This is a genomic window from Achromobacter sp., assembly GCF_050285565.1.
Lineage (GTDB): Bacteria > Pseudomonadota > Gammaproteobacteria > Burkholderiales > Burkholderiaceae_B > Achromobacter.
In genome coordinates, this window is the sequence record NZ_JBLZXG010000006.1 from 324,838 (window position 1) to 338,057 (window position 13,220).

General features: G+C 67.6%; 12 protein-coding genes. 9 read left to right on the top strand and 3 right to left on the bottom strand.

What is annotated here, in order from left to right:
- Positions 1-27: 27 nt before the first annotated feature.
- Positions 28-921 (bottom strand): LysR family transcriptional regulator, encoded by an 894-nt coding sequence (locus tag ACN6O8_RS14945; protein WP_427991807.1) that lies wholly within the window; start codon positions 919-921, stop codon positions 28-30.
- Positions 922-1,028: 107 nt separating this feature from the next.
- On the opposite strand from ACN6O8_RS14945, the gene ACN6O8_RS14950 reads away from it, so the two are divergent.
- Together ACN6O8_RS14950 and tam are read left to right on the top strand one after the other, a co-directional pair.
- Positions 1,029-2,027 (top strand): TerC family protein, encoded by a 999-nt coding sequence (locus ACN6O8_RS14950; RefSeq protein ID WP_427991808.1) that lies wholly within the window; start codon positions 1,029-1,031, stop codon positions 2,025-2,027.
- A 267-nt stretch (positions 2,028-2,294) separates the two neighbouring features.
- Positions 2,295-3,062, top strand: coding sequence for a trans-aconitate 2-methyltransferase (tam, locus tag ACN6O8_RS14955; protein WP_427991809.1), 768 nt, complete (start codon positions 2,295-2,297; stop codon positions 3,060-3,062).
- 142 nt (positions 3,063-3,204) lie between these two features.
- On the opposite strand, the gene ACN6O8_RS14960 is transcribed toward tam, so the two are convergent.
- Complete coding sequence (locus tag ACN6O8_RS14960) at positions 3,205-3,666, bottom strand: anti-virulence regulator CigR family protein (RefSeq protein WP_427991810.1); 462 nt, start codon at positions 3,664-3,666, stop codon at positions 3,205-3,207.
- A gap of 250 nt (positions 3,667-3,916) precedes the next feature.
- Here ACN6O8_RS14960 and ACN6O8_RS14965 point away from each other — a divergent pair, with 250 nt between their 5' ends.
- Positions 3,917-4,828, top strand: coding sequence for an SPFH domain-containing protein (locus ACN6O8_RS14965; RefSeq protein ID WP_427991811.1), 912 nt, complete (start codon positions 3,917-3,919; stop codon positions 4,826-4,828).
- Here ACN6O8_RS14965 and ACN6O8_RS14970 read toward each other — a convergent pair.
- Positions 4,821-6,899: an EAL domain-containing protein gene (locus tag ACN6O8_RS14970; RefSeq protein WP_427991812.1), complete on the bottom strand. Its 2,079-nt coding sequence runs from the start codon at positions 6,897-6,899 to the stop codon at positions 4,821-4,823. The genes ACN6O8_RS14965 and ACN6O8_RS14970 overlap by 8 nt on opposite strands.
- A 298-nt stretch (positions 6,900-7,197) precedes the next feature.
- On the opposite strand from ACN6O8_RS14970, the gene ACN6O8_RS14975 reads away from it, so the two are divergent.
- The 6 genes from ACN6O8_RS14975 to ACN6O8_RS15000 all read left to right on the top strand — a co-directional run bounded on the left by ACN6O8_RS14975 (position 7,198) and on the right by ACN6O8_RS15000 (position 13,214).
- Positions 7,198-7,440, top strand: coding sequence for a hypothetical protein (locus ACN6O8_RS14975; protein ID WP_427991939.1), 243 nt, complete (start codon positions 7,198-7,200; stop codon positions 7,438-7,440).
- 84 nt (positions 7,441-7,524) lie between these two features.
- On the top strand, positions 7,525-8,028 hold the full coding sequence (locus ACN6O8_RS14980) for an RNA polymerase sigma factor (RefSeq protein ID WP_427991813.1): 504 nt from the start codon (positions 7,525-7,527) through the stop codon (positions 8,026-8,028).
- A 52-nt stretch (positions 8,029-8,080) separates the two neighbouring features.
- The gene (locus ACN6O8_RS14985) at positions 8,081-9,076 is read left to right on the top strand and encodes a FecR family protein (protein ID WP_427991814.1); all 996 of its coding nucleotides are present in this window, start codon (positions 8,081-8,083) and stop codon (positions 9,074-9,076) included.
- 164 nt (positions 9,077-9,240) lie between these two features.
- On the top strand, positions 9,241-11,631 hold the full coding sequence (gene fhuE / locus ACN6O8_RS14990) for a ferric-rhodotorulic acid/ferric-coprogen receptor FhuE (RefSeq protein ID WP_427991815.1): 2,391 nt from the start codon (positions 9,241-9,243) through the stop codon (positions 11,629-11,631).
- Positions 11,632-11,715: 84 nt separating this feature from the next.
- Positions 11,716-12,237, top strand: a complete 522-nt coding sequence (locus ACN6O8_RS14995; RefSeq protein ID WP_427991816.1) for a sigma-70 family RNA polymerase sigma factor — start codon at positions 11,716-11,718, stop codon at positions 12,235-12,237.
- Entirely contained in the window at positions 12,234-13,214 is a 981-nt protein-coding gene (locus ACN6O8_RS15000) for a FecR domain-containing protein (RefSeq protein ID WP_427991817.1), read from the top strand. The genes ACN6O8_RS14995 and ACN6O8_RS15000 overlap by 4 nt, the downstream gene beginning before the upstream one ends.
- The last annotated feature ends 6 nt before the right edge of the window (positions 13,215-13,220 follow it).

The following is a 13,220-nucleotide window of genomic DNA, read 5'->3' on the forward strand; positions in this document are numbered from 1 at the left end:
GAAAAACCAGTGTCTTTGTGACAAACGTTAAGAAAAAACCGAAGTCTTGGCGTGCGCCAGGATACGCTGCACCAGCGGATGGTGCTGGCCGCGGCGGTTGCGGATGCCGTGGATCTCCTCGTGCACGCTGTCGCAGCGCGCCAGCGGCCGCAGGCCGCGCAGCAGGCCGGCGTCGCCGCCGCCCAGGCGGCTGAGCGGGAACACGCCCAGGCCGCGCGCGGCGAACACCGACATCAGCGCGCTGTCCTCGAACTCGCCCACCACATTGGGCCGCAGTCCCAGTTCATTGAACCACCGATCCAGGGTCTGGCGCAGCACCGAATGGCCGGTGGGCAGCAGCACCGGCAGGCGCTGCAGGCAGCGTGGAAAGTCCAGCGTGTCGGCCTTGCGCACCAGCCGCGCGGGGCCGTACCAATCCACCGGCGAGGACACCAGCCGGTCGCTGGTCAGGCGCAGGTTGGGGTTGGCCGGCGCGCCCTGGCCGGCCAGCACCAGATCCAGATGGTGGCGCGCCAGTTCGCCCAGCAGCTCCTCGACCTCGCCCTCGTGGCAAGTCAGGCGCAGGTCCGGCGTGTCCAGTACCGGCCCCAGCAGCGCATGGGCGGCCAGCTTGGAGATGCCATCCGACAGGCCCACCGACAGCCGGATCACGGGTTTGGTGGCGGCGGCGCGGACCTCCTGCGGCAGCTCCTGGCCGATCTGGAAGATCTCCTCGGCGCGGGCGAAGGCGGCCTGGCCGGCGTCGGTCAGGGCCACGCCGCGGCCGGCCGGACGCAGCAGTTGGTGGCCAAGGTTCTTTTCCAGTTCGCGCACCTGGGCGCTGATGGTCTGAATGGCCATGTCGAGGCGTTCGGCGGCGCGCGAGAAGCCGCCTTCCTTGGCGACCATCCAGAAGTAATACAAGTGACGGTAGTTGAGCATGGCGATAATCACTTCGGTTTTTTCGAACCATAACTCACTTTCAGGCTGATTTCTCCGTCAGGCCCGGATCCGGATCATGAAGGCCTTCACACACAAGCGGGAAAATCATGGAAGCCTTGCTCTCATTGCTACAAGCCGACTTCGCCGGCACGCCGGCCTGGAGCTGGCTGCTGTTCATCGGCATCGTCATCGCCCTGCTGGTCTTCGACCTGGGCGTGCTGCACAAGGAAGATCGCGAGATCGGCGTGCGCGAAAGCCTGCTGTTGTCGGCCGGCTACATCTCGGCCGCCTTGCTGTTCGGCGGCTGGGTCTGGTGGCAGATGGGCGCGGCCAGCGGCATGGCCTATTACACGGGCTTCCTGATCGAGAAGTCGCTGTCGCTGGACAACGTCTTCGTGATCGCGCTGATCTTCAGCTTTTTCGCCATTCCGCGCCAGTTCCAGCACCGCGTGCTGTTCTGGGGCATCCTTGGGGTGATCGTGCTGCGCGCCATCATGATCGGCCTGGGCGCCGCGCTGGTCAGCAACTTCGGCTGGCTGATGTACCTGTTCGGCGCGTTCCTGGTGTTCACCGGCATCAAGATGTGGCTGATCGCCGACCAGGAGACGGACATCGCCACCAACCCGATTCTGACGTTCCTCAAGGGCCGCATGCGCGTGACGGACGGGCTGCGCGGCAACGCCTTCTGGGTGCGCGAGCCGGATCCGGCGACGGGCAAGACGGTGCGCTGGGCCACGCCGCTGTTCCTGGCCCTGGTGTTGATCGAGTTCGTGGACCTGCTGTTCGCGGTCGACTCGGTGCCGGCGATCTTCGCCATCACCACCGACCCGTTCATCGTGTACACCAGCAACATCTTCGCCATCCTGGGCCTGCGCGCGCTGTACTTCGCGCTGGCGGCGATGATCCACCGCTTCCACTACCTGAAGTACGCGCTGTCGCTGGTCCTGGTGTTCATCGGCACGAAGATCTTCCTGGTCGGCATCATCGGCAAGATTCCCGCCGTGGTGTCGCTGTCCGTGACCTTCGGCCTGATCGGCGGCGGCGTGCTGTTCTCGCTATGGAAGACCCGCGCGGGGGCCGCGCAGGCCGAGCTGAAGACGGAGTAAGCACGCATGGCGGCGAACGGCGCGCCCTGGTCGGCGTCCTGGTCCGGCGCGGACAGCGGCGGGCCGAACAGATCGCCGCTGCCGTCCATGCCGGGCAACAGGGCCAGTTGGGTCGTCAGTCACGAATTTCCGAGGGGACGATAGCCGCATTCTGATAGGCCGCTGGCATATCTGTGGAGTATGAATGATTAGCCTCATATATATTTGTCATATGGACTGACGCGGCGTAGAGTGCGGGAGGTAGCCAGACCCACGCAAGGAGCCGCCATGACCTGGTCCGCCAGACAGTATTCCGCCTTTGAGAACGAACGCACGCGCCCGGTGCGCGACCTGGTGGCGGCATTGCCCAACGAGGACGTCGCGACCGCCATCGACCTCGGGTGCGGCCCCGGCAATTCCACCGAGGTGCTGGCCAGCCGCTATCCCCGAGCCGAGGTGACTGGCATGGACAGTTCCGACGACATGGTGCAGGCTGCGCGCAAGCGCCTGCCGTCGATCACGTTCGAACTGGCCGACATCGAGACCTGGAATCCACCGCGCCGCTATGACGTGATCCTGGCCAACGCCGCGCTGCAATGGGTGCCTGATCACGCCACCCTCTACCCGCGCCTGGTGGCCAAGCTGGCGCCGGGCGGCAGCCTGGCGGTGCAGACGCCGGACAACCTGGAAGAACCGGCCCACCAACTGGCGCGCCAGGTCGCCGCCGAAGGCCCCTGGGCCGGCAAGATCGGCGGCGTCAAGCATCCGCCGCGCCACAGCGCTGCCTGGTACTACGAGCTGCTCAAGCCGCATTGCGGCCGCCTGGACGTCTGGCGCACGATCTACCTGCACCCGCTGGCGGGCGCGCAGGCGGTGGTGGAATGGTTCAAGGGCACGGCGTTGCGGCCCTACCTGAACAAGCTGGATGCCGGCGAGCAGGCCGTGTTCCTGGCGCGCTACCAGCAAGAGATCGCGCGCGCCTATCCGGCGCTAGCGGACGGCACGGTGCTGCTGCCGTTCCCGCGCCTGTTCCTGGTGGCGGGGCCGAAGGACTGACGCGGCGCGGCCGAGCGTGCCGGCTCGCTGCACGGACTGCTGCAAATGATGCCGGCCGCGTCCGGCACCGGCGGCGCGACGCATGCCGCCTTGATGGCCCTGGCGGTGAGGTCTCAAGCGCGTGAGTGTGCGCACCGGCGCGTCAGTCGAACACGCCCGCCAGCACGTCGGCGACGATGCCGGTGGCGATGGCGATCAGGATCAGGTCATTGCCGGCCACGCGCCATTCATAGCCCGGATGCACGGGCAGCCGGGCCAGCATCGGGCCGGGCACCATTTTCTTGGCGATGCCCGGGGGCAGCGGCTTGCCGCGCGCCAGGTTCTTGCGGATGCCGGGCGGCAACGACCCATAGCCGGTGGCGCCCGCCTGCACCGCGTAACCGCGCGCGGTCGAGATGCTGATGCCGGCGCTGCTCAGGGTGACGCCGAGGTTGCTGTCGGCGTCGTTGCCCTTGCGCTTGCCGTTGCCTTTGTTCCTGTCACCGCCGTTGCCTTGGCCGGCGTGGTCCGGCTTGCCACGGTTTTCGGGAGGCGCCGACCAGGCGGGCGCGACCAGGGCGGTACAGGCCACGACGGCCAGGCAGGCGGCGAAATGGCGGCGCATGATGGGATTCCGAGTTGAGGTTCAGGCAGCGTAACGCATTGCCAGAACGCGCACCATGTCCATTGGCAAGCAGTTTTTCTCATTGCAACAACCGTAACCTTGCATGCCGCTGACTCGGGCTAGAATCGCTCGCTTCAATTCCGGGGGGATGCCAGATGCGATATTTCCTGATCTTGGTGGGGGCGGCGGTGGTTGCCTATTTGCTGGCGCGCGGCATCGCCGCCGTGCTCTCGGACCGCAAACGCAACAAATGAGAAAGGGACTCCAAGTGAAGCCGACCGACCTGCAGATCGTCAAATCCGTCAAGCCGCGCAGCCTGAAGCTGGCCATCGGCACGGGCGCTTTGTTCGTCCTGATCCTGTGCCTGGCGTTCGGCTCGTGGTTTCAGGTGGATCAGGGCGAACGCGGCGTGGTGCTGCGCAACGGCAAGCTGGTGCGGGTGTCCGAGCCGGGCCTGGATTTCAAGACGCCGTTCATCGACAACGTGATGACGGTGTCCGTGCGCGACCACACCTTCGTGTTCGAGAAGCTGGAAGCCTATAGTTACGACCAGCAGCCCGCCACGCTGCGTGTGTCCGTCACCTACCGTGTGCCGGCCGAGCACGTGGCCGAGCTGTATTCCGAGTACGGCACCATCAACAACCTGCAGATGCGCGTGCTTGAGCGCAAGACGCCCGACGCGGTCAAGAATGTGTTCGGCCAGTACACCGCCGTGCGCGCCATCCAGGAACGCCAGAAGCTTGGCCTGGACGTGAACAACGCCGTGCTCAAGACCATGGAGGGCGCGCCGGTGCAGGTGGTGGGCGTGCAGATCGAGGAAGTCGGCTTCTCGCAGGCCTACGAACACTCGATCGAGCAGCGCATGCTGGCGCAGGTGCAGATCGAGACCACGCGCCAGCAGAAGGAAACGGCAATGATCAATGCCGAGATCCAGGTGGTCAAGGCCAAGGCCGAAGCCGATGCGCGCCGCCAGCAGTTCACCGCCGAGGCCGACGGCATCCGCATGCGCGGCGAAGCCGAGGCCGCGTCGATCCGCGCCAAGGCCGAAGCCCTGGCCGCCAATACCAATCTGGTCAGCCTGAACGCAGTCGAGAAATGGGACGGCGTGCTGCCGTCGACCCAGGTGCCGGGCGCGGCGCTGCCGTTCATCGGCATCAAGTAGCCGCGGCGTTGTCGCGCTGCGCGGCGGCCGGTGCGCGGTGCCGCGCGAAGGCCACCATGTCCTCGCCGGACAGCGCCTTGCTGTAGAGCCATCCCTGCACGATGAGCTCGGCGCTGGAATCCAGCGCCGCCAACTGCTCCGGCGTTTCCACCCCTTCGACGATGATCTGCAGGTCCAGCGCCTCGCAAAAGCGCAGCAGGCCGCTCATCACCTGGACGCCGCGCTCGCTGTGCTGCGCCTGCACGAAGCTGCGGTCGATTTTGACGGCGTCGATCTCGAACTGGTGCAGGTAGCTCAGCGCCGAATAGCCGGTGCCGAAGTCGTCGATGTAGACCTTGCTGCCGATCGCGTGCAGCCGGTCGAAGGCGGTGTGCAACGCCTGCGCGTCTTCCACCAGCGCGTCCTCGGTCAATTCCACCGAGACCTGGCCGCCGGCCTGCTCCAGCACGCTGACGAGCTTGTCCAGGTATGACTGCGAAGTCAGGGTGCCGCCGGTCACGTTGACGGTCAGCGGCAGGGTGAAGCCGGCTTTGCGCCAGGCGCGGCATTGCAGCACCGCCTGCTTGGCCACCCACAGATCCACTTCGCGCATCAGGTCGGCCTGGGCCAGCCAGCGCAGGAATTCCAGCGGTGCCTGTTGCGCGCCTTCCGGGCCGGTGGCGCGCAGCAGCGCCTCGCAGCCGGTGCAGCGGCCGCTGCGCAGGGATACCTGCGGCTGGTATTCGAGATAGAAGTCGTATTCACTGATGGCGCGGATGCGCGAGATCTCGGCGCTGCGACGCGCCCGGTTGGCATAGGTCGAGACCACCGGGTCATGCGCGAACAGCAGCGACTCTTCCTGCAACCGCGGGAAGGTGGTGTCGAGCGATTTGAAGTAGACGGTGGCGTCGGCCTTGCGCTGGCGCTCCAGCGCCACCACGAATGGCGCGTAGATGCAGGTGCCGAGCGCGATCAGGATCACCTGCAACACCACGCCGCCGGGATGGCCGCCGGCCCCCAGATAGGCGTTGAGCAATACCGGCGAGGTCAGCGGCAGGGTGACGCTGGCCGGTTCCATCCAGCCGGTCTGCACGGCGGCCAGCGCGATCAGCACATTGCAGACCGGCGCCAGGATGAACGGTATCAGCAGACGCGGATTGAGGATCAGCGGCAGGCCGAACAGCAGGATCTCGTTGACGTTCAGCAGGGAAACCGGAATGCTGGCCAGCGCCAGCAGGCGCAGCGATTCGCTGCGCGAGAACAGCAGGATGGCCACCACCAGCGACAGCGTCGCGCCGGCGCCGCCGATGAAGACGAAGGCCCCCAGCAGGGTGCCGTTCAAAGCGTACATCCCTTCGTAGCCCGCGGCGGCGCTGGCCGCGTTCAGCGCCGTGGCCTGATCCAGCACGTCGATGACTGGCGCCATCGCGTGGTAGCCGTGGATGCCGAAGAACCAGAAGACCGAATTCAGCGCCGCTGTCGCCGGCCCCGTGGTGAATGGGCTTTCGAGCGACGCCAGATCCAGCGGAATATCGAACTGCGCCACGCCCGGAAGCCGCAGCAGTGCGCTGAGCGCCAGCGCCACCACGCCGGCCGTCAACAGGCCTGGTATCACCATGTTGAGGGTGCCGCGCACGTTCTCGCCGATCAGGCCGTCGGGCGCCAGCCGGGTCCAGGGGCGCCGGTGCAGCCAGGCCAGCAGCGGCACGCTGCCCAGCGGCAGCAGGATGGCGAGGTTCAGGCTCAGGGTGGCGGCGGCGTGCGGATGCGGCGCCAGCAGCCCTTCGGCGATCACCACGTACGACAGGCACAGGAACGCCGCCGGCAGGTTGGGCACGCGATAGCGGATCGACATCATGTAGCCGACCGAGGTGCTGACCAATATCGGCATGATGGCGTTGAGCCGGCTGTGCACATTGGCCAGCATCTCGGCCACCGCTGGCGGCAGCCCCAGTTGCCGCGCCAGCACCGACAACACCAGGAACAGGGCGGCCACCAGCAGGCACGGCAACGTCCAGAGCAGGCCTTCGCGGATGGCGCGTAGCGCGTTGGCGCTGGCCAGGGCCGCCAGCCGATCTTTCGGATAGCGCATGAAGCTCGATGTCCGCATACCGGTCTGCCCTAAAAAGCCCGTTACCGAGGGTGGGCCGCCGGGGCGCGAGCGTGTCGCCGGCCCCCGGTTTGTAAGAATCCTTTGCGGCATCCTAGCGCCTGAGTTCCCGCCCTGGCAATCGCGTTTCGGAAAAATCCTAGGGATTCCCCTCTGTCAAGAATTGAAAAGCGGGCGCATCGTGCGCTTATCAGGAGGCAGGCATCGCTATACGATCGAACGCGAGCCCGCGCGGGCGCGACCGCGGCTTCACGACAGGCAGGATCAAGAGGGAGACGGGATGTCGCAGTTGGAATGGGTACCGGGAGACACGGCGCCGCAACGGCAGGGCTATTACGAAACGCGGTTCGACACCGGCGGCACCGCGATCACGCTGTATAGCGTGCTGGGCTGGATGCCCGCCAAGGCGCCCGGCAACATGGTGAGCTGGCGCGCGTTGCCGCCTGCCATCGAAAGGCAAGAGGCCGAGCGGCACATCCAGGAACTGCGCGCGGCGCAGAGCCATGTGCCGATGGATTATTAGCGCCGACCGGGCGGGCGCGGTTGCGATAATGAGAATTGTTTGTAAAATCCGCAGCGTTGTCCCACCACGCCACCGGATTGCGCCATGTCCCGCCCCGCTTCGTCCCGCCCCGGATGGCTCGCCTGCTATGACGAGCTGATCGGCGCGTGGAGCCGCCGTTCAGGCAACCGGCACGACGCCGAGGACGCCGCGCACGATGCGATTGAACAACTGCTCCGGGGGGACGCCAGCGTGGCCGTGAAGGCGCGCGGGTATCTGTTCCAGGTGACGGGCCATCGCCTGATCGACCGCTGGCGCCGCCAGCGCCGCGAGCAGCACGTGCCGCTGGATGAACTGGCCGAGCACGACCAGCCGGCGCAGGACGACCCGGACGCGCCGGTGCGGGCATCGCGCCTGGCCGACGACCTGGCGCGGGTGCTGGCCGAATTGCCGCCCAAGTGCCGCGAGGCTTTCGTGCTGAACCGCATAGAGGGCTGGACCCAGGCCGAGGTGGCGGCCTGCATGGGGCTGTCCAAGAATATGATTGAACGCTACGTCATGCGAGCGATCGAACACGTGCAGGAGCGTCTGCGCGAGCATAATCCGTGACGCGCTTTTCCTTCACACCCGTTTCGCGCCATGGCGCGGGCGACAGCCGACGATGACAGAGTCCTTTTCCCGCGATGCCGACGAACCGCGCCAGCCCGCCACTGCCGCCTGGTGGTTTGCCCGCTGGCATTCGGGCGACATGACGCGGCGCGAGCGGCGCGCCTTCGCGCGCTGGCGCCGCGAACAGCCGGACGCGGCGCGCGAGTTCGACCGCATGCAGCGGCTGGGCCAGGCGGCCGCGCGGTTGCCGCGTGATCGGGTGCGCGAGCTGCTGGGCGGCGCGCTGCCGGCCCGTCCGGCGCGGCGCCGCATTGCGGCGCCGCTGCGCCTCGCATGCGCCTGCGCGGCGCTGGCGCTGCTGGTGCTGGTCGCCTGGCGCAACCTGCCCGGCGAGGCGCCAACGTTCACCACCATGGTGGGCGCCGATCGCGGCGAGCGCAAGCAGGTCACCCTGCCCGATGGCTCGGTGCTGGAGATCAACGGCAGCACATTGGCCGAGGTCAAGTTCTATGCCGGCCGGCGCGAGGTCGAATTGCAGGGCGGCGAGATCCTGTTCAGTGTCAGTGCGGCATCTGAGCGGCCGTTCATCGTGCGCGCCGGCAGCGGCGAGGTGCGCGTGACCGGCACCGTGTTCGACGTGCGCCGCGACGAGGACGTTGTGACCGTGCTGGTGCGTTCCGGCACGGTGGAGGTGACCGGCGGCCATTGGTGGAACCTGGGCCTGGCGGTGTTGCGCGACGGCCATGGCATCCGCGTGCCGGGCAGCGGCGCCATCGGCGTCCCGGCGCCCGCCGACGTCGATACCGCGCTGGCCTGGCAGACGGGCAGGGTGGTGTTCAAGAATGCCCCGCTGGCCGAAGTGGTGAGCGAGATGAACCGCTATCTGGCCACGCCCTTGCGGCTGGCCGACAGCAAGACGGGCCGCCTGCGGGTGTCGGCCTCGTTCAGCCTGGATCGGCCGCAAGCCCTGCTGGAGGCGCTGCCGGCGGTGGCGCCGGTGAAGCTGGTGCCGTCGGCCGACGGCACCATCGACGTCACCGCGCGCTGAGGGCCTGCCGTGGCGGCAGGCTGGCACCGCCGGCTGTTACAAAATAATCGTCCCCGCCATTCAGGTTTTTTCGCGTCGGCATCGTTCCAGGAGAGAAGGCGCGCCGCGCCCTGTCTCCGCAAGGAGACCTTCTTCTTGCCCCAGAACCGAAATCGTTGCTGATCGTGAATGCTTCCTCCAGGCGCCGCGCGCGCGCCACGTCCCGTATCGTCCTTTCCTGCCTGATGTTGTCGCTGGCCATGACCACGGGTGTCTGCGGCGCGGCCCGCTCCCAGGCGCCCGCGGTGGCGGTGGACATCGCCGCCATGCCGCTCGGCGAGGCCCTGCTGCAGTGGGCCGCGCAGACGCGCCAGCGCGTGTTCTACGCCCCTGATCTGGTGGTCGGCCTGCGCACGCCGGGCCTGCGCATGAACGCCAGTCCCGACCAATCGCTGGCGCGCCTGTTGCAGGGATCCGGCGTGGGTTACCGCTGGCAGGGCGACAGCATCGTCCTGACGCGCGAGAGCGCGGTGGCCAGCCTGGCGCCGCTCACGGTGCAGGGCGCGGGCGACCCGGCCGTGACCGAGGGCACGGGATCCTACACGACGCCAGCGACGGCGGCGGCCACCGGGCTGATGTTGTCGCTGCGCGAAACGCCGCAGTCGGTGACCGTGGTGACGCGCCAGCGCATCGACGACCAGAACCTGCGTTCGCTGGACGAGGTGCTGGGCAACGTGGTCGGGGTGCAGGTGGTTTCCGAGGACAGCGACCGCACCGATTTCTGGTCGCGTGGCTTTTATATCGACAGCCTGCAGTACGACGGCGTGCCGACCACGATCGGCCTGTCCATGTATGGCGAGTCCGACAACGATTCCATCATCTACGACCGCATCGAGGTGGTGCGCGGCGCGACCGGATTGATGACCGGCGCGGGCAACCCGTCGGCCGCGATCAATCTGGTGCGCAAGCACGCCAACAGCCGCGCATTCACGGGCACTATCAACGTCGGCGCCGGGTCATGGAACCTGTTGCGCAGTTCGCTCGACCTGAGCACACCGTTGAACCCGGCGGGCACCGTGCGCGCGCGCATGGTGGCGCTGTACCAGGAAAAGAACTCGTACATCGATCTTTACCACGCCGACAAGAAAGTGTTCTACGGGGTGATCGACGCCGATCTGACGCCATCGACCACGCTCAGCGTTGGCCTGGACTCGCAGGACAAGCGGCCGCGCGGCACCACCTGGGGCAGCCTGCCGGTGGTGTTCAGTGACGGCACGGCCACCGATTGGCGGCGTTCCAAAACCACCGCGGCGCCCTGGACCTACTGGCACACCACACAGCGCACGACGTTCGCTTCGCTCTCGCATCGGTTCGACAATGACTGGGAGGCGAAGGTCGACTGGTCATTGCGCAAGAGCAAGTACGACGCCAAGCTGCTGTACCTGTATGGCCAACCCGACCGGGAAACCGGAACCGGGCTGCGCGCGCTGCCCGGCTACTGGAATTCCTACGCGCAGCAGACGGCGCTGGATCTGCAGGTCAAGGGCCCGTTCCAGTTGCTGGGCCGGCGCCACGAACTGGTGCTGGGCGCCTCGCGCAGCCGCTATAGCGAGGACTTCTACAGCTACGCCCGGCCCGCGTCGATGCCGGCCACGGGCTCGTTTTACGACTGGGACGGTTCCTATCCCGAGCCCGCCTGGGGCGCGTCGACGCTGCGCGATACCGTCACGCACCAGCGCGGCGTGTATGCGGCCGCGCGCTGGTCGTTGACCGACGATGTGACGTTCATCACCGGCGCCCGCCACGCGGCCTGGAAGTCGCGTTCCCCCACCCGTGACCAGCGCGACTCGCGCCTGTTGCCGTATGCCGGCCTGGTGGTCGATTTGAACCGCACCTATTCGGCCTATGCCAGCTACACCGATATTTTCCAGCCGCAGGACTACCGCGACCGCAACGGCAACTACCTGGATCCGGTCGAAGGGCAGAACTACGAAATCGGCGTCAAGGGCGAGTACCTGGACGGCCGGCTCAATGCCTCGCTGGCACTGTTCAAGGTCAAGGAAACCAAGGCCGCCGTTCCCGATCCGGGCCAGGTGGTGGCGGGGTCGACCGATGGCGCCTACAAGACGGCCGATGGCGTCACCACGCGCGGCATCGAGATGGAATTGACCGGCCAGTTGGCGCCGGGATGGAACACCACGCTGGGCGGCACCTACTACACCAGCCGCGATGCGCACGGCGTGTCGGTCAACACCGAGCGCCCGCGCGCCTCGGCCACCCTGTTCACGACCTATCGCCTGCCGGGCGCGTGGAGCAAGCTGACGCTGGGCGGCGGCGCCAACTGGCAGATCAGCACCTATAGCAAGGTGGAACTGAGCGAAGGCAGCGTCATCGCCAAGCAGAAGGCCTATGCCGTGTTCAACCTGATGGCGCGCTACGATTTCAGCGCGCGCCTGTCGGCGCAGTTGAACGTGAACAACCTGTTCGACAAGAAGTACTACCTGGGGGGCGTGGCCAACCAGGTGTATTACGGCGAGCCGCGCAACCTGTTCCTGAACCTGAAGGCGACGTTCTAAGCGGCGTGTGCGCGGGACGGGCCGGCGCCGGGCAATGGGATAAAATAGTAACAATTCCCATTTAGATTGTTCGCGAGCGCGCCCGTGTCTTCGACCGAATCCCTGCCCACCGACTCCGTCACGCGGATCTACCGCGAGCACCATGGCTGGCTGTCGGGCTGGCTGCGCAAGAAACTCGGCAATTCCTTCGACGCGGCCGACCTGGCCCACGACACGTTCGTGCGCCTGATGGCCGCGCGAGTGCGGCCATCAGGCGGCGACGAGCCGCGCGCGCTGCTCACGCACATCGCCAAGGGCCTGGTGGTGGACCACTGGCGCCGCCGCGCGTTGGAGGACGCCTATCAAGCCGCGGCGGCGCAACTGCCGGCGCGCGAGGCGCCTTCGCCGGAGACGCGCGCGCTGATCCTGGAAACGCTCTACGCCATCGATGCCAGCCTGCGCACGCTGCCGGCCAGGACACGCGAGATCTTCCTGTCATCGCAGTTCGATGGCATGGCGTACGCCGACATCGCCCGCGCGCAATGTGTGTCCCTGGCCACCGTCAAGCGTCACATGCAGCGGGCGCTGACGGCCTGCCTCATCACCTACCAGGCCGATCCCGCATGAGCGCCGCGCCGGATCCCGCGCTGCTCGAAGAGGCCGCCGGCTGGCTGGTGCGCTTCCAATCCGAAACGCTGTCGCCCTCGGACCTGGCGGCGTTCGAGCGCTGGCGCGGCCGCAGCGCGGCCCATGCGGCGGCCTGGCGCCGCGTCGAAGCCATGCTGCGCGGTTTCGGCCAGGTGCCGCCGGCGCTGGGCGCGCGCGCCTTGCGGCAACTGGAGCGGCCCGCGCGCCGCCAGGTCGTGCGCGCCGTGGCCGGCCTGCTGGTGGCGGGCCCGGCGGCCTGGCTGGCCTGGCGCGAACTGCCCTGGCGCGAATGGCGCGCCGACGTGCGCACCGCCATCGGCGAACAGCGGCAGGTGCTCCTGGCCGATGGCACCCGCCTGTGGTTGAACACGGCCACGGCGGTGGACATCCTCTACAGCGCGCGGCAACGCCTGGTCTGGTTGCGCGCCGGCGAGATCCTGCTGGCCACCGGCACGGACCCGGAGCCGCAGGCGCGGCCGTTCCTGGTGCGGACCGCGTTCGGCACCGTGCGGGCACTGGGCACGCGCTTCATGGTGCGCGACGCGGGCCGCGCCATCCAGGTCGCGGTGTTCGAGGACGCGGTGGAAATCCTCACCAGCGCGGACGCGCGGCGGCGGCTGCACGCGGGGCAGCAGGCGCGCTTCAACGCGGACGGCATCGATCCCGGGCAGGCCGCCGATGCCGCGCTGGTGTCCTGGGAGCACGGCATGCTGGCCGCGCGCGACTGGCGGCTGGCCGATCTGTTGGCGGAACTGGCGCGCTACCGGCGCGGCTTTCTGCGGTGCGACCCGGAGGTGGCCGGATTGCGGGTGTCGGGCGCGTTCCCGCTGGCCGACACCGATGCCAGCCTGCGTCTGCTCGAAAAGACCTTGCCGGTGCGGATCCAGCGCGTCACGCCTTACTGGGTCACCGTGGTGGCGCGCCAGCCAGGTAGCGAGACCGCCGTTACAAATTAGCGGCGC

Coding starts and splice junctions, on each gene's coding strand:
- ACN6O8_RS14945 (WP_427991807.1), bottom strand. CDS start 921: ATGCTCAACTACCGTCACTTGTATTACTTCTGGATGGTCGCCAAGGAA.
- ACN6O8_RS14950 (WP_427991808.1), top strand. CDS start 1,029: ATGGAAGCCTTGCTCTCATTGCTACAAGCCGACTTCGCCGGCACGCCG.
- tam (WP_427991809.1), top strand. CDS start 2,295: ATGACCTGGTCCGCCAGACAGTATTCCGCCTTTGAGAACGAACGCACG.
- ACN6O8_RS14960 (WP_427991810.1), bottom strand. CDS start 3,666: ATGCGCCGCCATTTCGCCGCCTGCCTGGCCGTCGTGGCCTGTACCGCC.
- ACN6O8_RS14965 (WP_427991811.1), top strand. CDS start 3,917: ATGAGAAAGGGACTCCAAGTGAAGCCGACCGACCTGCAGATCGTCAAA.
- ACN6O8_RS14970 (WP_427991812.1), bottom strand. CDS start 6,899: ATGCGCTATCCGAAAGATCGGCTGGCGGCCCTGGCCAGCGCCAACGCG.
- ACN6O8_RS14975 (WP_427991939.1), top strand. CDS start 7,198: ATGTCGCAGTTGGAATGGGTACCGGGAGACACGGCGCCGCAACGGCAG.
- ACN6O8_RS14980 (WP_427991813.1), top strand. CDS start 7,525: ATGTCCCGCCCCGCTTCGTCCCGCCCCGGATGGCTCGCCTGCTATGAC.
- ACN6O8_RS14985 (WP_427991814.1), top strand. CDS start 8,081: ATGACAGAGTCCTTTTCCCGCGATGCCGACGAACCGCGCCAGCCCGCC.
- ACN6O8_RS15000 (WP_427991817.1), top strand. CDS start 12,234: ATGAGCGCCGCGCCGGATCCCGCGCTGCTCGAAGAGGCCGCCGGCTGG.